Origin of the sequence: Asinibacterium sp. OR53, from assembly GCF_000515315.1 — a bacterium.
Classification (GTDB): domain Bacteria; phylum Bacteroidota; class Bacteroidia; order Chitinophagales; family Chitinophagaceae; genus Sediminibacterium.
In genome coordinates this window covers 1497612-1521095 of the sequence record NZ_KI911562.1, presented here as the reverse complement: position 1 = coordinate 1521095, position 23484 = coordinate 1497612, and the positions used below count along the sequence as shown (strand labels likewise).

The following is a 23484-nucleotide window of genomic DNA, read 5'->3' as shown; positions in this document are numbered from 1 at the left end:
TACCTTTGCAACAGATTGCTGCTGAAACCTGTCTATGTAAGGAAGTCAGTGCGAAAGAAGAAAATCAGCAAATAATGGCTAAACAGACTCATTTACATTGTTCATTTTGTGGGCGTAGCCGCGATGAGGTAAAGATCCTTATTGCCGGCCAGGAAGGTCATATCTGTGAAAATTGCGTGGAGCATGCACAGGAGATCATTGCGCAGGAATTAAACCTGAAGCAGGAGAGCAATGTAACCAATTCGGGCTTCAAATTGAATGTGCGCCGCCCGGCAGAAATTAAAAAATTCCTCGACGAATATGTGATCGGTCAGCACGATGCCAAAAGGGTATTGTCTGTTGCCGTTTACAACCACTTCAAAAGGGTTACCAATAAAAACCAGACCGATGAAGTGGAGATCGAAAAAAGTAACATCATCATGGTGGGCGAAACAGGTACCGGTAAAACCTTACTGGCCAAAACCATTGCCCGTTTGTTGAATGTTCCTTTTGCTATTGTGGATGCTACGGTATTTACCGAAGCCGGTTATGTAGGTGAAGACGTAGAAAGCATGCTCACCCGCCTGCTGCAGAACTGCAATTACGATGTAGCTGCTGCAGAAAGAGGTATTGTATATGTGGATGAGATAGACAAGATCGCCCGCAAAGGTGATAATCCTTCCATTACCCGCGATGTGAGCGGAGAAGGTGTACAACAGGGATTGTTGAAGATGCTCGAAGGCACTGAAGTGCTGGTTCCTCCGCAAGGTGGGCGTAAACATCCCGAGCAAAAGATGATCAAGGTAGATACCAGGAACATACTCTTTATTTGTGGAGGTGCATTCGATGGTATTGATAAGGTCATTGCCCGCAGGGTTAATACCAATGCTATTGGTTTCAGCGTGAACAAAGAAGAACAGGAAATGCAGCGCAAAAACCTGTTACAGTTCGTAAACGCTACCGACCTCAAGAGCTTTGGCCTGATACCTGAATTGCTGGGTCGTTTGCCGGTAGTTACCCACCTCGATCCGCTCGACGAAGAAACGCTGAGAAGTATCCTCACCGAGCCAAAGAACTCATTGATCAAACAATACACCCGTTTGTTTGAACTGGAAAATATTGCGTTGAAGATAGACGATGGGGTGCTGGACTTTATGGTGAAGAAAGCACTCGAATATAAACTGGGCGCCCGCGGTTTACGCAGCATCTGTGAGAGCATCCTCACCGATGCCATGTTTGAACTGCCTGGAACCGATACCAAAAAACTGCATATCACGCTTGATTATGCAGAGCGTATGTTTGGTAAGAGTAAAATGGGCATACTCAAAGTAGCTTAAATAATGACTCACAACTAGCAACTCTATGAACGAATTAATTCAACGCCTCACTGCAGAAGCCGGACTAAGCCCTGAGCAAGCCCAGAAAGCCATTGAAACCATCGCCGGGTTTGTAAAAGAAAAATTTCCCATGCTGGGTGGGGCGGTAGACCAGATCTTTGCCGCTGGCAGTAAAGACAACCAGTAAAAAATTAAAAGCCCTCTTTCGAGGGCTTTTTTATGAGCAAGCAAACGAAAAACTACCCTTGTAACGCTTCCCGGGCAATTACTATTTTTTGTATTTCTGAAGTCCCTTCCCCAATAGTACATAGCTTGGCGTCGCGGTAATATTTCTCTACAGGAAAATCTTTGGTATAACCATACCCGCCAAATATCTGCACCGCATCGGTAGCTACTTTAACCGCTGTTTCACTCGCATAATATTTGGCCATGGCGCTTTGTTTCGTCACTTTTTCATGCCGCTCCTTGAGATCGCAGCATTGCGCTACCAGCAACTCCGCCGCCGTGATCTCCGTAGCCATATCGGCGAGTTTAAAACTGATGCCCTGGAAGTTCGCGATCGGCTGATCGAACTGGTGGCGTTCCTGCGCATATTGCCTGGCCGCTTCGAACGCGCCTTTGGCAATCCCTACAGATAAGGCGGCAATGGAAATACGTCCGCCGTCCAGTATGGTCAATGCCTGCCTGAAGCCATCTCCAACAACACCCAGCCGATGCGAATCGGGAATACGACAATTCTCGAAGATCATTTCTGCCGTTTCACTGGCACGCATGCCCAGCTTGTTTTCTTTTTTCCCGCCTGTAAAACCCGGCGTACCTCTCTCCACCACAAAAGCCGTTGCATTGGAGCGGGTGCGTGGTTCACCGGTGCGACAGACAACCACAGCCAGGTGACTGCTTCTGCCATGTGTGATCCAGTTCTTGGTACCGTTCAATATCCAATGATCACCATCTTTTACGGCCGTAGTTTTCATGTTACCGGCATCACTGCCTGTATTGGGCTCGGTGAGTCCCCAGGCCCCTATCCATTCTGCAGTTGCCAGCTTAGGTAACCATTGCTTTTTTTGCTCTTCCGAACCAAAGCTGAGGATATGATTGGTGCAAAGTGAATTATGCGCCGCCACACTCAATCCAATAGAGCCGCATACTTTGGCAATCTCCTGTATCACGGCATTGTATTCAAAGTATCCCAGACCGGCACCGCCGTATTGTTCTGGTACCAACACCCCCATCATACCCAGTTTGCCCAATGATTGCAGTACTTCCAATGGAAAATGCTGTTGTTCATCCCATTCCATCACATAAGGCCTGATTTCCCGTGCAGCGAAGTCCCGCGCTGCACGGGCCACTTCTAGTGTAACCTCACTCGGCTGAAAGTTCATATCCTGTTTTTTAAATAGACGGAGGCTACCTTTACCGAGCAATCGAATTCGGGCAGCCTCCTTTATAAACAAAACTACCGTTTGTTAGTATTTAAAACAAATAATCTTTCACTACATCAATGCAGGGTATCCAGTTGCAGGTATGGTTTCAGTTGGCGGAACACAGAATCTGACAATCCATAGGTCTTTCCTACCTGCTCTACTGTATTAAATTTACCCAATTTTTCCCTGAAACGCACTATCCGGTTGGCAAGTACCTCCCCAATGCCCGGTAATGTTTTCCATTCTTCCACGGCAGCTTTATTCACATCAATATTGTGCAGCAGTTTTCCCGGCTTGGGAGCAACAACGATTTCTTTTTCCTGTTTCGAAGGCAAGGCTGGAAGCCGCACATAAGGAAGCAATATTTCCGCTTCTGCTGGTGCCAGTCCCCATATTTTACGAATATCACTTGCCTGCCGAAACCGGCCGCCTTTCTCCCGGTAATTCAAAATCGTTTTCACTGTTCGATCCCGCAATCCCAGTGCCTTCCATTCTTCTGCAGTGATCGTATTCGGATTGAAATAAAAAAGCTTTCGTGGCACCGGCGCCGGCACCGGCTTATCTACTATTCCATTCGCCAATACCGAATCTTTTGCAGGAACAGGAATCGACGCAGGTGGCGATACATCCTTCCTGAAAAAATACGGCAATGCAAGGAAAATGCCCGTAAGCGTTAGTAACACCACTACTGCTATACGTTCTTTTTTACTGAAACTGAAATAATCGCTGCGTAATTTTTTCATGCATACAAAACAAATGCATGCAGCCGCTATGTCGATCAGGTGTTTATACCCAATTTAGATATGCAGCTCCAGCCCGTCATAAGCCAGGCGTATATTCGGGGGCAATTCTTTGTTAACGGCTTCGTGTGTACCCAACTGGTGACTGATGTGCGTGAAGTAAGCCTGCGGCACGCCTAGTTCCTGTGAGAGGCCCACCGCTTCATCGAGCGTAAAATGCGAGATATGCGCTTCTTTGCGCAGTGCGTTCAACACCAATACCGATGAGCCCTTGATCTTTTCTTTGGATGCAGGCGCTATCTTATTCGCATCGGTGATATAAGTGAAGGGACCAAAGCGGAAACCATACACCGGCATTTTATGGTGCATCACTTCAATAGGAATGACTTCAATATCCCCAATGGTGAAAGGCGTATCCTCGATGGTGATCATGTTCAGTTCCGGCACGCCCGGGTAGCGGGTATCGGCAAAAGCATAATAAAAATCGCGGTAGATGGCTTCGGCGGTTTGCGGACTGGCATATATATCCATCGCTTTGCGGGTAAAGAAATTGAAAGCCCGTACATCATCCAGTCCCGCTAAATGATCCCTGTGCGAATGCGTGAACAATATTGCATCGAGGTGGTTGGTATGCGTGCGCAACATCTGGTAACGAAAATCGGGTGTGGTATCTACCACAATAGCTGTAGTGGGTGATTGAACCAGTATGCTGCTCCGGAGGCGTTTATCGTGGGGGGCGGGTGAGGTGCAAACGACGCAGGTACATCCGATCATGGGCACACCCGTACTCGTTCCTGTTCCCAAAAAAGTAATCGTCAGTGGTACATGACTACTCACGCGGTTTCCAGTTTCTTTACCGCTTCTTCGTAAAGCTTCTGTGACTCAAGGGTCAATTTATCGAAATCGATGGGAAGTTGCGGGATCAGTTCCAATAAAGTATTGATACGCCCTTCCACGTTGAGAAACTTGTTCAGCACCACTACTTTTTTCGCTTCCAGCACACACCATCCGCTTTGAAAAGTGCCCCTTTCATAACGGAGTACATAACCACTCTCTCCCAACACGGCTTCCAGTTTCGTTAATGTCGATTGCGTATACTTCATAATAAGCAAATATACCGAAACTGCCACCCACGGCGGGTGCCGGATGGCAGTAGTTATTCACATTCTCAACCCTTGCTCACCATCTTTACAATGGGAACGATCATTTCCTCCAGGCTTACCCCGCCATGCTGGAAAGTATTGCGGTAATAGTTCACATAATGGTTGTAATTATTGGGATAACAGAGATAGCCATCCTCCCTCGCAAAAATGAAAGAAGAATTCACCGTAGGGACCGGCAGTCCCGCTTCACGCGGATCACGGAAAGCGAGTACATCTTTGGCGTCAAAAGCCAGGTTACGGCCGTGCTTATAACGCAGGTTGGTAGTGGTCTGCTTATCTCCCACCACTTTATGCGGTGTTTTGACGCGCACACTGCCATGGTCGGTGGCCAGCACCAGCTTCACATCTTTATCGGCTACTTTTTTCAGCGCCTGGTGCAGCGGGCTGTGTTCAAACCAGCTGCGCGTAATGCTCCGGTAGCTGGCTTCATCGCTGGCCAACTCTTTCAGCACTTCCATCTCCGTACGCGCATGGCTCAGCATGTCTACGAAATTATATACGATGATGTTGAGATCGTTTTCGAGCAGGTTGTGCATGTTGTTCACCAATTGTTGCCCATCCTGGTGATGCAAAATTTTGTGGTAACTGAAGCGGATGTCTTCTCGCTTCATCCGCTTCAACTGGGCACGGAAGAATTCTTCTTCGAACAGGTTCTTGCCTCCTTCATCATCATCATTGCGCCATTGTTCTGAAAACAGTTTTTCAATTTCTACCGGCATGAGTCCGGCGAAAATGGCATTGCGGCAATATTGTGTGGCAGTGGGCAGAATGGAATAAAAAGTTTCTTCTTCTAAAATGCGGAAGCTCTCTGCAAAAATGGGTTGGATGGCTTTCCACTGATCGAAACGCAGGTTATCGATGAGGATGAAAAACACAGGCTTCCCTTTTTCCAGGTGCGGCAACACTTTGAAACGGAACAACTGGTTGCTCATGATGGGCGCCGAAGTGGCTTTGGGGTCTACCCAGGAACTGTAATGCTTGCTCACGTATTTGAAGAACGCGGCATTGGCTTCCTGTTTCTGCGATTGCAGTATTTCGCGCATTTCGGGACTATCACTCTTTTCCATTTCCAGCTCCCAGTACACGAGTTTTTTATAAATGTCCATCCAGCCGTTGTAATCCGGATCATCATTCAATGCCATGAATAATTCACGGAATTGTTGCTGGTATGCAGTGGTCGTTTTTTCGGCCACCAGTCTTTTGTTGTCGATGATTTTTTTCAGACTCAGCAATACCTGGTTGGGGTTCACCGGCTTGATCAGGTAATCGCTGATCTGGCTGCCAATGGCTTCATCCATCAGGTTCTCCGTTTCATTCTTGGTAATGAGCACTACGGGAATGCCCATATTCACTTCTTTGATACCTGATAAAGTTTCCAATCCGGAGATACCAGGCATGGTTTCATCCAGTAGCACAACATCTACTAAATTGTCTTTTACATATTCGATGCCATCGAACCCATTGGTAAGGGTTTGCACTTCATAGCCTTTGTGTTCCAGGAACATTTTCTGGGACTGAAGGCTCTCGATTTCATCGTCTATCCATAAAATTTTGGCGATAGGCATAGGGAATTGGGATTTTAATGCGAAAACTGTCTGTAAATCTATTTCAATTCTGCCCGATCGGGGTTCTCTTTGTACTTTTGCTTCTGGCATCTGCCAGGATTTAACAATTCAACAACAGGCATGGCGGCTATCCAGCGGAAGATCATCAACGACCCGGTATATGGTTTTATTACCATCAATCACCCATTGATCTTTTCTATCATTTCACATCCTTTTTACCAGCGCCTGCGGCGCATCAAACAAATGGCCATGGCCCAACTGGTGTACCCCGGGGCCGTGCATACCCGCCTGCATCACTCGCTGGGCGCTTATCACCTCATGAACAATGCAGTGATCGAGCTCAAAAGCAAGGGAGTGGATATCAGCCCGGAAGAAGAAGTGGCTGTAAAAGCAGCCATCCTGCTCCACGATGTGGGACATGGTCCCTATTCACATGCCCTGGAACAGGTGTTGGTGCCCGATGTGCACCACGAGCAGCTTTCCTTACAGATCATGCATACGCTGAATGAAACATTCAACGGTGAGCTGAGCCTGGCCATACAGATCTTTACCGATCAATACCATAAACCTTTCCTGCACCAGCTCATCAGCGGACAACTCGATGTAGATCGCATGGATTACCTCACGCGCGACAGTTTTTATTCCGGTGTGAGTGAAGGGGTGATTGGTTATGATCGCATTTTAAAAATGCTGGTGGTGCACAATGGTCAGCTGATGATCGAAGAAAAAGGCATTTACAGTGTTGAGAAATTCCTGGTGGCCCGCCGGCAGATGTACTGGCAGGTGTACCTGCACAAAACCGTGCTGGCTGCCGAAAAAATGCTGGTGAAGATATTGGAAAGGGTGCGGGCCATTTACCGGCCGGGAGATGATGCCCTCTATACCCAATCGGCTGTTGACTTTTTCCTGGGTGAATTCAATGGGGTGATGAATGCAGCGGCGCTGGACAAATTCTGCTCGCTCGACGATCACGACATCATGCACGCCATCAAACGATGGAGCCTCCATCCCGATAAGGTGTTGTCATTACTCTGCCACGGCATGCTGAACCGGCAACTGTATAAGACCAGGATACAGACCGCTCCTTTTGAACCTGCTTATATTGCCAGCCAGCTGGATCAGGTAAGCAAACGCTTCCATATCAGTGCCGAAGAAAGCAGTTATCTCTGTTTTACCGGCGAAGCCACTAATACGCTTTACAAGACCATCGACGAAAAAATAAACATATTGTTCAAGGATGGATCGGTACGGGATATTTCGGAGATAGATAATGCACTCATCCATCAAAATCTTTCCGCCCCGGTCAAAAAAAATTACATTTGCCTGTTCAGATAGCACGAATCTTGCCGCTGAATCCATAAACCCTATCTCGATATGCAGTTTACCGCCGCACAAATAGCATTGATAATCAATGGCAAACTGGAGGGTAATGCCGATGCCCAGGTGGGTAGTTTCGGAAAAATAGAAGAGGCCCGCAACGGCCAGCTTTCCTTCCTTGCCAACCCTAAATACGAAGAATACCTATACCAGACACAGGCATCTATTGTGATCGTCAATGAATCGCTGGAACTGAAGCAGGCGGTGAATGCTACCCTGATCCGCGTTCCCGATGCTTATTCCGCTTTCGCCACCCTGCTGGCCAAATACCAGGAGCTGATGACCCAGCAATTGACCGGTATCCAGCAGCCCAGTTATATTGCTCCTTCCGCCAAAATGGGCGACAATATATTCGTAGCCGCTTTTGTGCATATTGGTGAGAACGTACACATTGGTAACAATGTAAAACTCCTCCCGGGTGTGGTATTGGGCAACAACGTACAGGTAGGCGACAATTGCATGCTGCATGCAGGCGTAAAGATTTACCATGATTGCGTTATAGGTAGTAACGTTACCATCCATGCAGGAACCATCATCGGAAGCGATGGATTCGGTTTTGCGCCACAGGAAGATGGCAGCTTTAAAAAAGTACCGCAGATAGGCAATGTAGTAGTGGAAGACTGCGTGGAAATCGGCGCCAATGCTACGATCGACAGGGCTACCATGGGTTCTACCATCATCCGCTCGGGTGCTAAACTGGATAACCTCATACAGATAGCACACAATGTGGAAGTAGGCAATAACACGGTTATTGCAGCGCAGTCAGGCGTGAGCGGCAGCACCAAGCTGGGTAAGAATGTGATGATGGGCGGCCAGTCAGGCATCGCAGGCCACCTGAACATTGCCGATGGCGCGCGCATCAACGGACAAAGCGGGGTAACCAAATCGATCAAAGAACCCAATACCGCTGTTACCGGCACCCCTGCCTATGAATACGCCAGTACCATCCGCAGCCAGGCCATCAGCCGTAACCTCCCCCAACTGGAAAAAAGGGTAAAAGAACTCGAAAAACTGGTACAACAGTTGCTCGCTGAACGTGTTAATGTGCCTTAAGGTGCATTAAACGCTTATGAAGTACTATTTTTGCGGACTATGGATAATCATTTCAACCCGGATAAGCAACATACCCTTAATAGCTCTATCAATATCAGTGGTACCGGATTACATACCGGAATTACCGTTGATATGACCCTCAAACCAGCCAATCCCGGCTTTGGTATCCAGTTCCAGCGTATCGATCTTCCCAACCAACCCATCATCAAAGCCGATTGCGACCTGGTAACCGATACCAGCCGCGGTACCACTTTACAAGTGGGCGATGCCAAAGTGAGCACTGTGGAGCATGTACTGGCCGCCCTGGTAGGTATGGGTATCGACAATACTTTGATTGAACTCAACGGCCCCGAGATCCCCATCATGGATGGCAGCTCCGGTCCTTTTATAGAACTGATTGCCGAAACAGGGGTGGTAGAACAGGAAGCCACCAAAGCATGGTACAGTCTCGATGAGAATATTTATCATTACGATGAAGCCAAGCGCGTTGAAATGGTAGCCCTTCCTTCGATCGACTACCAGATAACCACACTCATCGATTTCAACAGCCCGGTGTTAGGTACCCAACATGCCGGACTGAAAACCATCAAAGATTTCAAAACAGAAATAGCGCCCTGCCGCACTTTTTGTTTCCTGCATGAGCTGGAAATGTTGCTCGATAACGACCTCATCAAAGGCGGTGATATCAACAACGCCATTGTGGTGGTAGACAAGCCGGTGACTGATGAAGAAATGGGCCGGCTGGCCAAAGTGTTCAAGCGCGATAAGATAGAGGTGAAGAGTGAAGGTTATCTCAATAACCTGGAGCTGCGTTTCCCCAATGAACCTGCCCGTCACAAGCTGCTCGACGTAGTAGGTGATCTGGCACTGATCGGTTATCCCATCAAAGCGCGGATCATTGCGAACAGGCCCGGCCATAGTACCAACGTGGAGTTTGCGAAAAAGATCAAACAATACATCAAAAAGAATAAGCACGTTAAGAATGTGCCGGTGTACGATCATACCATGCCGCCTGTTTTTACGCTGGAAAAGATCGAGAAAACCTTACCGCACCGACACCCTTTCCTGCTCGTTGATAAAATCATTGAACTTACCGATACTTATATAGTGGGTGTGAAGAATGTTACGTTCAATGAATGGTTTTTCCCCGGACATTTTCCCGGCAACCCTGTTATGCCGGGTGTATTGCAGATAGAAGCGCTGGCGCAAACCGGTGGCATCCTCTGTATCAATTCCATGCCGGAAGGACAATACGATACTTATTTCCTGAAAATAGACAATTGCAAATTCAAGCAGATGGTAAGACCAGGTGATACCATGGTATTGAAAATGGAATTTGCAGGCCCCATCCGCAGAGGTATTTGTGAAATGAGGGGAACTGTGTATGTGGGAGGTAAGGTAGCTACGGAAGCCGACCTGGTGGCACAGGTAGTGAAACGCCCTTAATGGTTTTATCAAATTTTTAAATCTGCCCTGCCCAAAACAAGAAGCAACAATAATGACGCATCCTTATACTTACATCGACCCTAATGCCAAGATCGCTCCTAATGTGAAAATAGATCCTTTCACTGTGATACATGGTGATGTGCAGATCGGAGAAGGCACCTGGATTGGAAGCAATGTTACCATCATGGATGGGTCGAGGATTGGAAAGAACTCCCGTATTTTTCCCGGCGCTGTGATCGGCGGTATTCCGCAGGACCTGAAATTCAGTGGTGAAAAAACAACGGCCGAGGTAGGCGACAATACTACCATACGCGAATTCGTGACCATCAACCGCGGTACTACCGACCGCTGGAAAACCAGGGTAGGCAGCAATTGCCTTATCATGGCCTACAGCCATATTGCGCACGACTGCATCATTGGCGACAACTGTATACTCAGCAACAGCGTTCAACTCGCCGGCCACGTGGTGATGGGCGACTGGGCGTGGATTGCCGGTGTGAGTGCGGTTCACCAGTTCGTAAATATTGGTCAGCACGCTTATATTGCCGGTGGTAGTCTTGTTAGTAAAGACGTACCTCCTTATATCAAAGCTGTACGCACCCCGCTCAGTTATGGTGGTGTGAACAGCGTAGGCCTCAAGCGCCGCGGCTTTGAACTGGAACGCATCAACCATATACTGGATATCTACCGCATTATTTTCAACAAAGGTTTCAATACCACACAGGCGCTCGAATTCATTGAAGAAGAAGTGACAGCCAGCGATGAGCGCGACGAGATCGTAACGTTTATCCGGGAAAGCGGAAGAGGTATCATCAAACGTTATGTAAAAGGTGGTAGCGACGAAGACTAACGTTAGAAAACTAGCAAATACAGATATGATCATTGAATTATCCAATGCTGGAAAAAGGTTTAACCGGGATTGGATATTTCGTGGCGTCAACTACCGGTTAGAGACCGGTAGTGCGTATGCGATTACCGGCGCTAACGGAAGCGGTAAGAGTACCTTGCTCCAATCCATTGCCGGAAGTATTACCCTCAGCACCGGCGACTGCGTTTATACACAGCAGAACAAAAACATAGCCGGTGATACCATCTACCAGCAACTGGCCATGGCAGCACCCTACCTGGAATTGATAGAAGAAATGACGGCGCTGGAATTTCTTTCTTTTCATGCGTCTTTCAAACCCATGGCATTGGATGCAGCAACGATACTGGACAAAGTGGAATTACCACACGCGGCACACAAACAGATCCGCTATTACAGCAGCGGCATGAAACAACGTATCAAACTGGCGCAGGCTTTTTTTTCCGATGTTCCGCTGCTGTTGCTCGACGAGCCTTGTACCAATCTCGACAAGGCCGGCTATGCATTATATCACAGGCTGATAGGCGAATATGCCGGTAACAAACTCGTTATTGTAAGCAGTAACGATCCGCTGGAATATGATTTTTGTAATGAGCGGTTGCAGATGTCTGATTACAAGTAGATCAGTGGTTCTTTTCCCATTCAAAATAAAAAGTGCTGCCTTCGTCTTTCACCGAGTCTACCCAGATCTTTCCTCCCTGCTCTTCTACCAATACTTTCAGGAGATTCAATCCGATGCCTGTGCTACTGTCGCGCGAAGAATGATGTGCCGTCGTTTCAAATAATTTAAAGATCCGTTCCTGGTCGTTATCAGCGATGCCCGGTCCGTTGTCTTTGACATAGAATTCTACCCAATGACCTTTGTCAGACGCGCCTATCTCGATGATTCCTTTTTCTTTGTCGTTGTATTTGATGGCGTTGCTCAGCAGGTTCTGGAATACTTGTTGCAAGCCGATCTTATGGGTATTGATTACAGGCAAGGGTTCCCGTATGTTAATGGTCATCTGATCGGGTGGGAACAGGAGCGCCACTACTTCCCGCACCAACTCGCTGGTGTTCACTTCCTCGATTGCATGATTTGCCAGACTGGTACGTGAATGTTCCAACAAGGAAGCGATCATATTCGATAAGCGCCCGGATGCGCCGTGCAACAGGTCGATGTTTTCTTTTAACTCGGGATTGGCCATTACCAGTTCATCTTCCCTGATCAGTTCCATCAGGAGCATCATGGAAGACAGGGGCGACTTGAGATCATGGGAAACGATGTAAACGAATTGTTCCAGTCGTTTGTTGATCCGCTTGAGTTCCGAGAGAGTAGACTTTAATTCTACCTGGTGAAAATACAGTTGTTCGAATACATTCACTTTAGCCCTTACCACGTTAATATCGAGTGGCTTGGATAGATAATCAACAGCGCCTTCTTCAAAACCTTTCAGTATAAAATGTTCTTCCCTGCTCAAAGCCGTTACAAAGATGATAGAGATATCTTTTGTCTTTGCATTCGATTTGAGAATACGTGCCACTTCAAACCCATCCATATCAGGCATCTGCACATCGAGCATGATCAGGCCGATGTTTTCGTGTTTCAAGACCAGCCGCAAAGCCTCATTGCCCGATTGCGCTTTGAGGAAGCGCCGTCCGGGTTGTATGAGTAACTCTTCCAGTGAGATCAGGTTTTCCGGCCGGTCGTCTACCAACAGGATAGTGAATTCTTGCAAGGTTTCTTTTGATTGCATATTTCAAAACATAAAATAGTTATTGCTTCCTGAATATTTTAACTCCCGCATCAAACATTTCAAAGCAGTCCTGCACCTCTGAAAAAAGCAGGGATTCTTTCATACCCAGCGCCAGGAATCCCAGCGGTATCAGGCTGTCATAAAAAAGTTTCACCACATTGTTCTGTAAAGCCTTATCAAAATAAATCATTACATTCCTGCAGAAAATGAGCTGGAACTCGTTGAAAGAGCCGTCCGTAACCAGGCTGTGTTGCTGGAATACTACCCTTTCCCTGATATCTTTTCTAATGATCACTTTATCATACATGGCAGTATAATAATCGGAAAAATCGTGAATACCTCCGGATTGCAGGTAATTCGAAGTGTTTCCCTTCATCCGACTCAACGACAAAATGCCTGATGCAGCTTTTTCAACATTCGCCGGGTTAATGTCCGTTGCATAAATGCGGGAGCGATGCAGTAACCCTGCTTCGTATAACAAGATACACGTAGAGTATACCTCTTCCCCCGTGGCACAGCCGGCATGCCAGATTTTGATGGCTGGATAAGACGCCAGTACCGGTATCACTTTCTCCCGTAAAGTTTTGAAAAAGGGGGGATCGCGGAACATTTCTGTTACATTCACCGTGAGCACTTCCAGCAGGTCGCTGAAGGTTTCGGGATTCGTTGTGAGCATGGCTATCAGCGCTGCCCCCGTATCCGTTTTCTTATCGTACATCAATTTCTGTAATCGCCTGCGCAAAGATGCTTTGGTATAATTCGAAAAATCGTACCCATACTGCCGGTACAGCAGGTCGAGTACGGTCTTTATCTCTGTATGGGTTATCTGCAGTTTGGATAGCATATTATTTGGTTAACCAAACCCGCATGAGTGAAAGCAGTTTTTGCATATCCAATGGTTTGGCTATGTAATCCGATGCACCTGCTGCAATACATTTTTCCCTGTCGCCCACCATGGCTTTGGCGGTAACCGCTATGATGGGAAGTGTCAATTTCAAATCGTTCCTGATCAATTTCATCGCTTCATAGCCATCCATTTCCGGCATCATGATGTCCATCAATACCAGGTCAATGTCTTTATGTTTTTTCAATTGGTCGAGCGACTCTTTACCGTCACTGGCAATGACCACTTCCATCTGGTTCGATTCCAGTACCGCACTCAATGCAAATACATTGCGCATATCATCGTCTACCACCAATATCTTTTTTTGTTGCAGGGAAACATTCGCAGCAACGGAAGTGTGCACAGCCGGCGTTGTTTTATGGTCTAACTCATGCATTTTATACAGGAACAACTCAAGCTCATCGATCAGCCTGCTGTTGGCTGTTCCGGAATGCCTTACAATAACATCCGATATTTTCCGCAATTGCAGTTCTTCTTCCGAACTGATGTCCTCATCGAGGTAAATGATCAGTGGCAGTTCCTTGTTATGCAGTTGTTCGCTCATCTGCTGTGCTGCATGGATATCGATGTTTTGTTCTACATTCACAATCACACAATCATACTTGCTCACGGCAATCTTCTCTGCAGCCGATTGTATCGAGCGTACCTGCTCAAAAGAAACCTGGTGGTCTTTTTCTTTGAACAGGTGCTCCAGTTCTTCTTCATGGAAATGATTGTCAGATACGATCAGTATTTTTTTCTCATCCGCGTCAATGTGCTTCGATATCAATCCGAACGCCTGCTCCAGGCCTTCCATATCTACCGGCTTTTTCAGGTAAGCCAGTACGCCGGCATGTTTGAGCCTGTTATCATCAAAAGCAGAAATGATGTGTACAGGAATATCTTTCAATTCGGCATCTGCTTTGAATTTTTTAAGCAGGGTCCATCCATCCATGACGGGCAACTGGATATCGAGTATGATGGCCGTTGGTTTGAATCGTTTGGCATATAAGAACCCGATATCACCTCTCAGTGCCATGATCACTTTGTATCCTTTCTCCCGGGCGAAATCACGGGTGATGGTTGCGAAATTCACATCGTCTTCTATGATGAGCATCACTTTATCGTCCGGACCGATATGGGTCTTATCGTCTTCCAGTTGTGATTCCTCGCTGGCTTCATAAGCCTTCAACAGCGCTACTTCTTCAGGAACTTTTTCCTCGTTTTTCATTTCAAATACGCGCGGAAGCATCAAGGTAAAAGTGCTTCCTTTCCCTTCTTCGCTGAACACTTCAATTTTACCGCCCAGCAGTCTTACCAGCTCCTTGCTGATCGACAATCCCAATCCGGTACCGCCGTATTTCCTGCTCGTAGAACCGTCTGCCTGCTGGAAAGCTTCGAAGATCAGTTGTTGTTTATCATCTGATATGCCTATGCCTGTGTCTGATACACTGATCTCCAGCCAATCTTCCTGGAACTGGTTCTTGTTTCCGATTGCAACCGAAATAGATCCGCCTGCCGGAGTAAACTTAAAGGCATTGGAGAGCAGGTTTTTCAATACCTGTTCCAGTTTTTGTTTATCGGAACGAATTTGTTTGGGCGCTGTTTTGGCCATCTCAATGTTCAGTTGCACTTTTTTCTCCGAAGCCACTATTTTGAACAGTTGTTCCAGGTCTGACTTTACATCCTTCAAGACTACATCTTCTATTTCCAGTTCTATTTTACCCGCTTCGATCTTTGATAGGTCCAGTATGTTATTGATCAGCGCCAACAAATCTTTACCCGATTTACCAATGATCGTAGCGTATTCTACCTGCTTGTTGGTAAGGTTCCCATCTTTATTATCGGACATCAGCTTGGCCAGTATCAGGATGCTGTTCAATGGAGTTCTCAGTTCGTGCGACATATTGGCCAGGAATTCCGACTTATACCGGCTCGATGCTTCCAGTTCTTTTGCTTTGACCGACAGGTTTTTCCTGGCTTCTTCTATTAAGTTGTTGCGCTCATTCAATTCAATATTGACCTGCTTGAGCTCGTTTTCCTGCGCTCGTAGTTCTTCTTCAGAAGCCAGCAACTCTTCGGTTTGCCGGCTCAATTCGTCGTTGGCTTGCTGTAATTCTTCCTGCTGCTCCTGCACTTCCTGTAAAAGGGTCTCTATTTTATCGCGGGCCTGGGCAGAGTTGATGGCAGTTCCCAGCATATCGCCGATATTATTCAGCAAGGTTTGTTGAAGCGGTGTGAAACTATCGAAACAACCCAGTTCAATCAATCCTTTCAACTCTCCATTTACCCATAAGGGAACACACATGATCTGTCCGTTACCGGTGATCTCGCCCAAACCGGTAACCACCCGCCAATAAGAAGGAGGGATATGTTTGATGAGGCTGGGCATTTTCTGCATGGCGGCATTTCCTACAATGCCTTCGCCCAGTTTGAATTTTTTGATGGAAGCCCTTCCTACAGATACGGCCGCTACCATCTCCAGCTCCTGCTCTTCTTCTTTGAAAAAATAAATAGCGCCGGCAGGCACTTCCAGGTATTCAACAAGTGCATGAATGATTTTATCAGCCAGCACCTGTGTGGACTCAACCCATTGTATCCTGTTATTCACATAACTGAAGCCCTCGAGTGTCCAGTTTTTATCGTATGCCACCTGGTTGAGTTTTGCCATTTCATCCAGGTTGCTTTGCAGTATTTTGCCTGCCTTGTAACGGCTCCTGAGTACCTGCAGAATGGAATTAACCAGTAGTAATACAATCAGCAACAGTATAGCGACCCCAACGTACAGGATCGTTCTTGTTTGCCGGTTGTATTGGGTCACTTCATTTTCTCTCATCAACAGTATCCTTTGCTCTTCTCCTTTCGTCAGCTCGAACTGTGCGTATACATCATCCAGTCTTTTTTCTTCTTCTACCAGCAATCGCACTTCAGCATCTTTTCCGGCATTCAGATCCACTTTCCCTTCATGAGCCCAATAAGTCAATACATGGGATATCTGGGCATCGAGGCGTTGTACATTCCGAGTCTGTACTGCATCGTCGGAAACCATTTCTGCCAGTTGGTCCAATTGCGTTGGAATAGTGGTACTTACTTTTTCCCAGGGTTCCATATAATGGTAGTCGCCGGTTGCCCAGTAAACCCTGCGTGCGCTCCTCAGTTGGGATATTTCGTGACGTATCTGCCTCACCAAATTGATCACCTTATTGGAATGTGTCACCAATTTTGCTTCCTTTTCTTCCCGTTGCATGGAAGTAATGGACACATATCCTACTGTCAGCACGAGTAAAACGGCTATGCCCAGGCCTAAGTATAATTTAAACGGCATTGATCTAAACATGGAGGGAAATTACTTCAAATAATAAAAAGAGCCCTTTAAAGAGCTCTTTTTATTATGATTCTTCCTGTTTCGTTTAGAATACCGGGTCAGCCGGCGTATTCGCATTGCTGTCTCTTTCACGGAAAGGATAAGGGAACAGGTTGCGTTTACGTTCACTGGTGGGCCTTCCAAAACGCCGCATATCTTCCAGTTTCATACCCGAGAGGTATAACTCAATACAACGGTTCCGGTATATCTGCAGCAACAGGTCGGCCGCCGTTACAGGCGCTACCGGGGGAAGGTCTGCCCCTATACCCAACGCATCATTAGCAGGCTTCTTGGTAACCACCTTGTTCAACTCAACGATACCATTGACCAGGTCGGGGGTCGATTGGCGGGCATAAGCTTCTGCCTTGATGAGGCTTATTTCACCTGGATAATACAATGGTATGGCCATAGTAGCGCTGTTCCAAAAACCATTGAGACGGAAACGTGGATTGATGGTAGCATTGACGGTAGTATAGAACGAAACCCGCTTATCGCTCAGATCAGGCACAATGGAAGCCGGCAACCCCAACGTGGAATCTACCGGCTGATACACGTTATTGGTAGAAGTAACCGCATTGAAAACTGGATTCGGATTGGCCGCTTCAAAATTAAAGACCGATTTTTTACTCAGATCCACCATGTTGGCGGCAGCTAATGCACCTGCATAATTATTACTGAACAACTGGTACCTGGCTTTCAGCGCATAAAGGGTATTTACAATGTCAACGCCCGCAGGTAAATCGGTAAGGAAAGTATTGCTGATCGCATTGGCATTGATGGTGGTGATCGCTTTGTCGATCGCAGCGATAGCGCGTGCATAACCTGTCATGCGATCAGAGAAAGTAGTATTGTTGATGCCAATGGTATCAGGCACTTTCTCCCAATAACCAGCCATGCATCCGATAGAGAGCGCTTTCAGGATCGAAGCATAGCCGATCAGTCCGCTGGCATATCCTTTATCACTCAACTGTGAGGCGGCAATGATCACATTATTGGCATCGTAAATCACTTTAGATGCCGATGTCCATACATTACCCAACAAACCATTGGTACCATCCACTGCCGTGCCGCCGGTTGAAAACTGCAGTTCGGAAGTATTACCCGGATTGAGCAGGAAAGTTTCATTGGTAACCAATCCTGTTGCATCGGACATTCCGTAAGCTACGTTCGCCGTATATGTTTTTTGAATACCCACTACTACGCCAACCAATCCCTTTGCCGAACTCAATACCTGTGTTGACGTAGCCGCATTGGGGTTTGTATAATCTTTTTTACAACCCGTTGCCTGGATCAATAAGGCTGCAAGGCTGCTATATATGGTGATGGAAATTATCTTTTTCATGTAATTAGTTTTTAGGAATTAAAATTTTGCCTGTATACCAAAACTGAAAGTCCTGGGTATGGGCGTTGAACCAAAATCAATTCCTCTGAGAATGGTGCTTTGTCCTCCTGCATTTACTTCCGGATCGTACCCGTTGTAATGATCCCAACTGATCAGGTTACGGCCGCTGAGGCTGAGGCTCAGGTCGCTGAAACATTTCACCTTACCGAGATGATATGCCAGCGATACCTCGCGCAGTTTGATAAATGATCCATCATCGATGCGCCATTGTTCGATGGCATAAATGCTGCTGACATACCCTCGTGGAAGAAGACCTCTTTGTTCCTGTTCTGCCACTTTACCATTACCTACACCCTGCCTTGTACGGAAGTCGGCATTGAAAACATTCATACCATGCACCACATCTACCTGCACGCGCAGGCTGAGTTTTTTATAAGAGAACTCATTCACCAGGCTTCCTGTATAATCCGGGTTGGGATTACCAATCACTTTACGCAGCACGCTTCCCACAGGCAATCCGGTTGTTGCATCTCTTCCCGTAGTATAACTCAACACGGAATTCTGCGTGCCTCTTTCTGTTTGAGGGAAACCACTGCCGTTCTTCACCAATGCACCATTGGGGTCCGTTGCAAAGAAGGTTCCGTAAAAAACACCGATCGGCTGCCCCTGAATAATGGCAACGGGTGCGCCTGCGTTGGTACTGAGCAGTATCAACGCCTGGCCAATGCTCACCGCCTTGTTACGATTGTGATTGAAGATAGCGGTCAGGTCCCAGTTGAAATCTTTCTTCACAACAGGTTTGCCGGTCAGCACCAACTCATATCCTTTGTTTTCCAAAGAGCCGAAATTATCCCGCAGACTGGAGAAGCCCGAAGTAGGTGCAATGAAACGATCGATGAGCAGGTCCTTTACTTTCTTGTTGTAAACATTTACTGTAAGGCCCAGTCTTCCTGAAAAGAAAGAAAGGTCCATACCCAGCTCTGTTTCTTCCTGTCTTTCAGGCTTTATATTTTCATTGGCCAGCACCGATTGTGAATTCAAAGCGGTCCTGCCCAGGTAAGAAGAAGGCAGGTAAGTATTGAAGCGGTCATACGCACCTATCCCGGTGAGGTTACCGCTTTGTCCGTAAGCCAACCGCAGTTTCATCAGGTTCCACCATTTGGATACGCCCCATTTGTTCCAATAATCGGCGCCCGACAATACATAGCTTCCACTGGCTTTATAGTAAGTCTGGTTGCGTTGGTTTTCACCAAACACAGAAGATCCGTCTACCCGAACCGCGCCTGTTACAAAGAACTGGTTACGGTATTTGAAATTTTGTTGTATGTATGTTCCGTATACCGATAATTCCGATCTGCTATCTACTCCATCCATCTTCGTGCTCACACCGCTAACGGTTTGCACAAAAGGCGCCAACCCGCGACCCTGTAAGAGGGAATAGCTGTTCTTCTCGTATTGCTGAGAGAAACCTACTTGTGTTACAGAATTGATCTTAGGGGTGATGTCAATATTATATGTGGCGTTGAGATCGTGGTTGATGGCAAAGAAATTATCGTTGCCGGTGCTCGCATACCCATTCAAAGTAGCATCGAGTGATGGGCCGCCGCCGTAGAAAGCCGTATTTACATTATAGGCAAACGGCGGGATATAAGTAGTACCGTTTTGCGTATAATTGTCGATACCCATGGCATAGTCTACCGTAAGCCTTTTAATGGGCTTCAATTTCAGTCCCAGATTTGCAATGATGCGGTTGGTGGTTTGTTTCTGTTTGATGTCTTCTATCACCGAAACCGGGTTAACACGTCCTCTTTCACCCACAGCCTGTATATTGCCCAATGCGTCCCTGGCCCAGATGTTGTGAAAATTACCAATGATGGTAACCGAGTTGGTGGGTGAGAAAAACGAGTTGCCATCGGGTTTTTCATTGGATGTACTGTTGATATAATTCAGTCCGATGTTAAAAGTCGCCCATTTGTTCAGCACCTGGTCGACATTACTGCGAAAGCTGAACCGTTGGTAATCGGTATTACGCACAATGCCCTGGTTGAAAAAATAAGCGCCCGATACATAGTATTTGGTTTTGTCGGTACCACCGCTCACCGAAACATTGTTATCGGTTCCGCCGGCATTCCTGAAAATATAATCCTGGTAATCGTAACGCGTTACAGGTGTAGTATTGGTGAGTGTTGTAATAAGCACATCCTGTGTTTGTGCACCGGGGCCATCGGTAGGTCCGCCGAATTTGGTGGGCGATTGGTTCACGTCGAGCTTCTTACGGAGACTGCTCGAAATATAACTGGTAGAGAAACTAACTTTCGGTGCGCCGCTCTTACCTTTTTTAGTGAATATCTGCACCACACCTGCGTTAGCCCGGCTACCATAGATGGCAGCTGCAGCAGCTCCGTTCAGTACTTCTATCCGCTCAATGTCTTCGGGGTTGATATCTGTGAGCCTGCTTTGGCCAATCGATCCCACAAAATTGCCGCCATCGTAATTGCCCGACGTATTGGTTACGCGGGTAGTGGCGTTGTTTACGATCACACCATCAACAATGTACAAAGGATCAGAACCGGATGAGATAGAGCTGATACCTCTCAGCCGTACCGACAACCCACCTGCAGGATCACCGGAGTTCTGCGATATCTGCGCGCCCGCTGTTTTTCCTTGCAGCGCTGCCAGTACATTACCCGTAGCACCTTTGGTGAGTTCGTCAGCCGAAACCGAACTGATATAACTACCCAGTTGTCTCCTGGTGGTTCCCTGGGATGTACCGGTAACAATCACTTCATCGAGTTTACCAATGTCTTCATTCAGTTCTGCGTTGAGGGTATAATTATTATTGCCTTCTGAAACAGTAAGTAATATTTCCTGGGGAAGATATCCTGTGCTTGAAAATACCACTGTATGTTTTCCCGGTTTCAATGGTGCGGAAAAATGATAAGCGCCACTGTTATCGGTAGCAATACCGTTGCTCGTTCCTTTGATAACAACCGAGGCCGCTTCAATACCGGCGCCTCTTTTGTTGGTTAGCTTGCCGCTGATGCGAACCTGCGCGTAAGTGACTGACGCCACCAGACACAGCAGTAGCAACATGCAGGGCATGGCCCGTTTGCCTGAAAGTGTGATGTTCATAATTATTGCAGTGTTTAAGTTTACAAAAGTTTAACCCCGGCTGCCACAAAACCTTCGAATAAAGGGTTCTCAGGCTCAGAATCCGTAATGATGGTGTCTATCTCATCCAGTCCGCATACCGCAAAACGCTGGCGTGTATTGATCTTTTCAGTGATCGACAAGACCACCGTTTTCTTCGAGGCTTTGATCATGGCCTGCTTTACCTGTACTACTTCCCAATCATTGTCAGACACACCCGCACCGTCTATCGCGTTGATGCCCAGAAAACATAAGTCGGCTTTGATACTGTTTATCCTGGAAATGGCTTCTCCTCCAACCGCTATCTGTGAACTTTTGGATATTCTGTCACCCATGAAAATGACCTGTATGTTCGGATGTTGCGCATATTCATAAGCTGCAGGAATGCTCCCCGTAAAAAAAGTGGCCTGCAGGCCCGGTGGTAGTATCCGCGCCATTTCTACAACAGTGGTGCCGCCCGTGGTAAGGATAAACATATCATGCTGTACCAGTGATACCGCTTTTTCGGCAATGATCTTTTTACCATCGGCTTTGTATACATTGGATCGCAAAAAAGAGCTGTGGAAAGATTTGGATAAAGCTCCTCCATATACTTTGATGATCTTGTCCAGCTCTGCCAGCTCGTTCAGGTCACGGCGGATAGTATCTTCGGATACATTAATTTCAGTACTCAGATCGGAGGATAATACCCTGTTATGGAGGTCGATTTTCCTCAGGATATAAGCCTGTCGTTCTGTTTTCAGCATGGTAGTATGGCAATTGGGCTTTTAAAAATAATGCATAATAGCGCGAAAACACAAAAAAATATGCAAATTAGCGCATAAAATATGCGTTTTTTAGCGCAAAAAATAGGCAAATGAATCAAAATATTGAGAAATTATATCATATATCAGGAAAAGAAGAGCGGCTTATCCTCGGGCTGATGAGTGGCACTTCTGTAGACGGACTGGACCTGGCATTATGCCGCTTTTCGGGTAGCGGTCTCCATACCAATATTGCGTTGCAGGCATTCCAGACCATTCCTTACGAAAACGGGTTCAGGGAAGAGATCAGATCGGTTTTTTCGAAGCGTTCGGTTGACCTGGAAAAAGTATGCGTGCTCAATGCATGGGTGGCGCAGGAACATGCACGGCTGGTAAACCGGTGTTTACAGGAATGGCAAATAAACGCAGCGCAGGTAGACCTGCTGGCGAGCCATGGACAGACCATCTACCATGCGCCTAAATTGCTGCACCCGCAAGACCAGTTTGGCAATGCCACTTTACAGATCGGCGATGGAGATCATTTAGCAGTGGGCACCGGCATTATTACCATCAGTGATTTCAGGCAGAAGCATATTGCTGCCGGCGGAGAAGGCGCTCCACTGGCGGTTTTCGGCGATTACCTGATATTTAGCAGTGATACTGAAGACCGCATCATGCTGAATATCGGCGGTATTGCCAATTTTACTTACCTGCCCTCGAACCGCAATGCCGCAGAAGTATTCTGCAGCGATACAGGAGCAGGTAATACAATGATGGACGCATACATACAACAACATTTTCCCGGTCATCATTTCGATGAAAATGCGAACATCGCCAGGCAGGGTAATATTCACCAGGGTCTTTTGCATGAGTTAAAGCAACATACATTCTTTGCCCTGGAATTTCCTAAAACCATCGGTCCCGAATTATTCAACCTGCTCTATCTCAACAGTGCGATGAGCCGCGCCGGTATTGATCATCTTTCGCATGCAGATACCATGGCAACACTCAATCGTTTTTCTGCGGATATGATCGTGGATGCCCTGCGTCGCTGTATGCGTAAAAAAGCGTATGTTGTGTATGTAAGCGGCGGTGGCATGCACAACCCTTTGCTCATGCAGCACATGCAGGATCAATTGCCTGGTATTATTTTCAGGAATACGAGTGAACTTCACATCCATCCCGATGCAAAAGAAGCGGTATTGTTTGCTGTACTGGCCAACGAAACGGTCTGCGGCGGGCAAACGCAGATGGGTTCCCTGCAAAACGGAATTCCCCATGTGAGCATGGGGAAGATCAGCTTTCCGTCTTAGTTTA

General features: G+C 46.9%; 19 protein-coding genes. 8 read left to right on the top strand and 11 right to left on the bottom strand.

What is annotated here, in order from left to right; all coding sequences use genetic code 11:
* Positions 1-74: 74 nt before the first annotated feature.
* On the top strand, positions 75-1316 hold the full coding sequence (gene clpX / locus SEDOR53_RS0106870; RefSeq protein WP_026769065.1) for an ATP-dependent Clp protease ATP-binding subunit ClpX: 1242 nt from the start codon (positions 75-77) through the stop codon (positions 1314-1316).
* 25 nt (positions 1317-1341) lie between these two features.
* Entirely contained in the window at positions 1342-1503 is a 162-nt protein-coding gene (locus tag SEDOR53_RS19225) for a hypothetical protein (RefSeq protein WP_198018829.1), read from the top strand.
* Between the two features lie 52 nt (positions 1504-1555).
* On the opposite strand, the gene SEDOR53_RS0106860 is transcribed toward SEDOR53_RS19225, so the two are convergent.
* From SEDOR53_RS0106860 to SEDOR53_RS0106840, 5 genes are all read right to left on the bottom strand, one after another.
* On the bottom strand, positions 1556-2698 hold the full coding sequence (locus SEDOR53_RS0106860; RefSeq protein WP_026769064.1) for an acyl-CoA dehydrogenase family protein: 1143 nt from the start codon (positions 2696-2698) through the stop codon (positions 1556-1558).
* Between the two features lie 116 nt (positions 2699-2814).
* Positions 2815-3483, bottom strand: coding sequence for a helix-hairpin-helix domain-containing protein (locus tag SEDOR53_RS17300; RefSeq protein WP_051416530.1), 669 nt, complete (start codon positions 3481-3483; stop codon positions 2815-2817).
* A 54-nt stretch (positions 3484-3537) separates the two neighbouring features.
* Entirely contained in the window at positions 3538-4317 is a 780-nt protein-coding gene (locus SEDOR53_RS0106850; RefSeq protein ID WP_232214731.1) for an MBL fold metallo-hydrolase, read from the bottom strand.
* Complete coding sequence (locus tag SEDOR53_RS0106845; RefSeq protein ID WP_026769062.1) at positions 4314-4583, bottom strand: hypothetical protein; 270 nt, start codon at positions 4581-4583, stop codon at positions 4314-4316. Before SEDOR53_RS0106845 ends, SEDOR53_RS0106850 begins: the two co-directional genes overlap by 4 nt.
* A 65-nt stretch (positions 4584-4648) precedes the next feature.
* Entirely contained in the window at positions 4649-6208 is a 1560-nt protein-coding gene (locus tag SEDOR53_RS0106840; protein WP_026769061.1) for a bifunctional response regulator/alkaline phosphatase family protein, read from the bottom strand.
* A gap of 120 nt (positions 6209-6328) precedes the next feature.
* Between SEDOR53_RS0106840 and SEDOR53_RS0106835 the strand changes: the two genes are divergently transcribed.
* Genes SEDOR53_RS0106835 through SEDOR53_RS0106815 form a run of 5 tightly spaced genes read left to right on the top strand, consistent with a single transcriptional unit; the run spans position 6329 to position 11571 of the window.
* Positions 6329-7543 (top strand): HD domain-containing protein, encoded by a 1215-nt coding sequence (locus tag SEDOR53_RS0106835; protein WP_026769060.1) that lies wholly within the window; start codon positions 6329-6331, stop codon positions 7541-7543.
* Between the two features lie 39 nt (positions 7544-7582).
* Entirely contained in the window at positions 7583-8638 is a 1056-nt protein-coding gene (gene lpxD / locus SEDOR53_RS0106830; protein ID WP_026769059.1) for a UDP-3-O-(3-hydroxymyristoyl)glucosamine N-acyltransferase, read from the top strand.
* Between the two features lie 39 nt (positions 8639-8677).
* Complete coding sequence (locus SEDOR53_RS0106825) at positions 8678-10084, top strand: bifunctional UDP-3-O-[3-hydroxymyristoyl] N-acetylglucosamine deacetylase/3-hydroxyacyl-ACP dehydratase (protein ID WP_026769058.1); 1407 nt, start codon at positions 8678-8680, stop codon at positions 10082-10084.
* A gap of 52 nt (positions 10085-10136) precedes the next feature.
* Positions 10137-10934, top strand: coding sequence for an acyl-ACP--UDP-N-acetylglucosamine O-acyltransferase (lpxA, locus tag SEDOR53_RS0106820; protein WP_026769057.1), 798 nt, complete (start codon positions 10137-10139; stop codon positions 10932-10934).
* Between the two features lie 25 nt (positions 10935-10959).
* The gene (locus SEDOR53_RS0106815) at positions 10960-11571 is read left to right on the top strand and encodes an ATP-binding cassette domain-containing protein (RefSeq protein WP_026769056.1); all 612 of its coding nucleotides are present in this window, start codon (positions 10960-10962) and stop codon (positions 11569-11571) included.
* Between the two features lies 1 nt (position 11572).
* Here the strand turns inward: SEDOR53_RS0106815 and SEDOR53_RS0106810 are convergent, their stop codons facing one another.
* The 6 genes from SEDOR53_RS0106810 to SEDOR53_RS0106785 form a co-directional block, all read right to left on the bottom strand.
* Complete coding sequence (locus SEDOR53_RS0106810) at positions 11573-12685, bottom strand: ATP-binding protein (RefSeq protein WP_026769055.1); 1113 nt, start codon at positions 12683-12685, stop codon at positions 11573-11575.
* Positions 12686-12704: 19 nt separating this feature from the next.
* The gene (locus SEDOR53_RS0106805) at positions 12705-13529 is read right to left on the bottom strand and encodes a protein-glutamate O-methyltransferase CheR (RefSeq protein ID WP_026769054.1); all 825 of its coding nucleotides are present in this window, start codon (positions 13527-13529) and stop codon (positions 12705-12707) included.
* A 1-nt stretch (position 13530) separates the two neighbouring features.
* Positions 13531-16905 carry a response regulator gene (locus tag SEDOR53_RS0106800; RefSeq protein WP_026769053.1) on the bottom strand — a complete coding sequence of 1125 codons (3375 nt, stop codon included), beginning with the start codon at positions 16903-16905 and terminating at the stop codon, positions 13531-13533.
* Between the two features lie 73 nt (positions 16906-16978).
* Positions 16979-18274 (bottom strand): RagB/SusD family nutrient uptake outer membrane protein, encoded by a 1296-nt coding sequence (locus SEDOR53_RS0106795; RefSeq protein WP_026769052.1) that lies wholly within the window; start codon positions 18272-18274, stop codon positions 16979-16981.
* Between the two features lie 18 nt (positions 18275-18292).
* Positions 18293-21406, bottom strand: a complete 3114-nt coding sequence (locus SEDOR53_RS0106790) for a SusC/RagA family TonB-linked outer membrane protein (protein ID WP_037360719.1) — start codon at positions 21404-21406, stop codon at positions 18293-18295.
* Between the two features lie 20 nt (positions 21407-21426).
* Positions 21427-22170, bottom strand: a complete 744-nt coding sequence (locus tag SEDOR53_RS0106785; RefSeq protein WP_026769050.1) for a DeoR/GlpR family DNA-binding transcription regulator — start codon at positions 22168-22170, stop codon at positions 21427-21429.
* A gap of 110 nt (positions 22171-22280) precedes the next feature.
* Between SEDOR53_RS0106785 and SEDOR53_RS0106780 the strand changes: the two genes are divergently transcribed.
* On the top strand, positions 22281-23480 hold the full coding sequence (locus tag SEDOR53_RS0106780) for an anhydro-N-acetylmuramic acid kinase (protein ID WP_026769049.1): 1200 nt from the start codon (positions 22281-22283) through the stop codon (positions 23478-23480).
* The last annotated feature ends 4 nt before the right edge of the window (positions 23481-23484 follow it).

Excerpts from the sequence above, each read along its gene's own strand:
- clpX (WP_026769065.1), top strand. The coding sequence starts at position 75 with ATGGCTAAACAGACTCATTTACATTGTTCATTTTGTGGGCGTAGCCGC.
- SEDOR53_RS19225 (WP_198018829.1), top strand. The coding sequence starts at position 1,342 with ATGAACGAATTAATTCAACGCCTCACTGCAGAAGCCGGACTAAGCCCT.
- SEDOR53_RS0106860 (WP_026769064.1), bottom strand. The coding sequence starts at position 2,698 with ATGAACTTTCAGCCGAGTGAGGTTACACTAGAAGTGGCCCGTGCAGCG.
- SEDOR53_RS17300 (WP_051416530.1), bottom strand. The coding sequence starts at position 3,483 with ATGAAAAAATTACGCAGCGATTATTTCAGTTTCAGTAAAAAAGAACGT.
- SEDOR53_RS0106845 (WP_026769062.1), bottom strand. The coding sequence starts at position 4,583 with ATGAAGTATACGCAATCGACATTAACGAAACTGGAAGCCGTGTTGGGA.
- SEDOR53_RS0106840 (WP_026769061.1), bottom strand. The coding sequence starts at position 6,208 with ATGCCTATCGCCAAAATTTTATGGATAGACGATGAAATCGAGAGCCTT.
- SEDOR53_RS0106835 (WP_026769060.1), top strand. The coding sequence starts at position 6,329 with ATGGCGGCTATCCAGCGGAAGATCATCAACGACCCGGTATATGGTTTT.
- lpxD (WP_026769059.1), top strand. The coding sequence starts at position 7,583 with ATGCAGTTTACCGCCGCACAAATAGCATTGATAATCAATGGCAAACTG.
- SEDOR53_RS0106825 (WP_026769058.1), top strand. The coding sequence starts at position 8,678 with ATGGATAATCATTTCAACCCGGATAAGCAACATACCCTTAATAGCTCT.
- lpxA (WP_026769057.1), top strand. The coding sequence starts at position 10,137 with ATGACGCATCCTTATACTTACATCGACCCTAATGCCAAGATCGCTCCT.
- SEDOR53_RS0106815 (WP_026769056.1), top strand. The coding sequence starts at position 10,960 with ATGATCATTGAATTATCCAATGCTGGAAAAAGGTTTAACCGGGATTGG.
- SEDOR53_RS0106810 (WP_026769055.1), bottom strand. The coding sequence starts at position 12,685 with ATGCAATCAAAAGAAACCTTGCAAGAATTCACTATCCTGTTGGTAGAC.
- SEDOR53_RS0106805 (WP_026769054.1), bottom strand. The coding sequence starts at position 13,529 with ATGCTATCCAAACTGCAGATAACCCATACAGAGATAAAGACCGTACTC.
- SEDOR53_RS0106800 (WP_026769053.1), bottom strand. The coding sequence starts at position 16,905 with ATGTTTAGATCAATGCCGTTTAAATTATACTTAGGCCTGGGCATAGCC.
- SEDOR53_RS0106795 (WP_026769052.1), bottom strand. The coding sequence starts at position 18,274 with ATGAAAAAGATAATTTCCATCACCATATATAGCAGCCTTGCAGCCTTA.
- SEDOR53_RS0106790 (WP_037360719.1), bottom strand. The coding sequence starts at position 21,406 with ATGAACATCACACTTTCAGGCAAACGGGCCATGCCCTGCATGTTGCTA.
- SEDOR53_RS0106785 (WP_026769050.1), bottom strand. The coding sequence starts at position 22,170 with ATGCTGAAAACAGAACGACAGGCTTATATCCTGAGGAAAATCGACCTC.
- SEDOR53_RS0106780 (WP_026769049.1), top strand. The coding sequence starts at position 22,281 with ATGAATCAAAATATTGAGAAATTATATCATATATCAGGAAAAGAAGAG.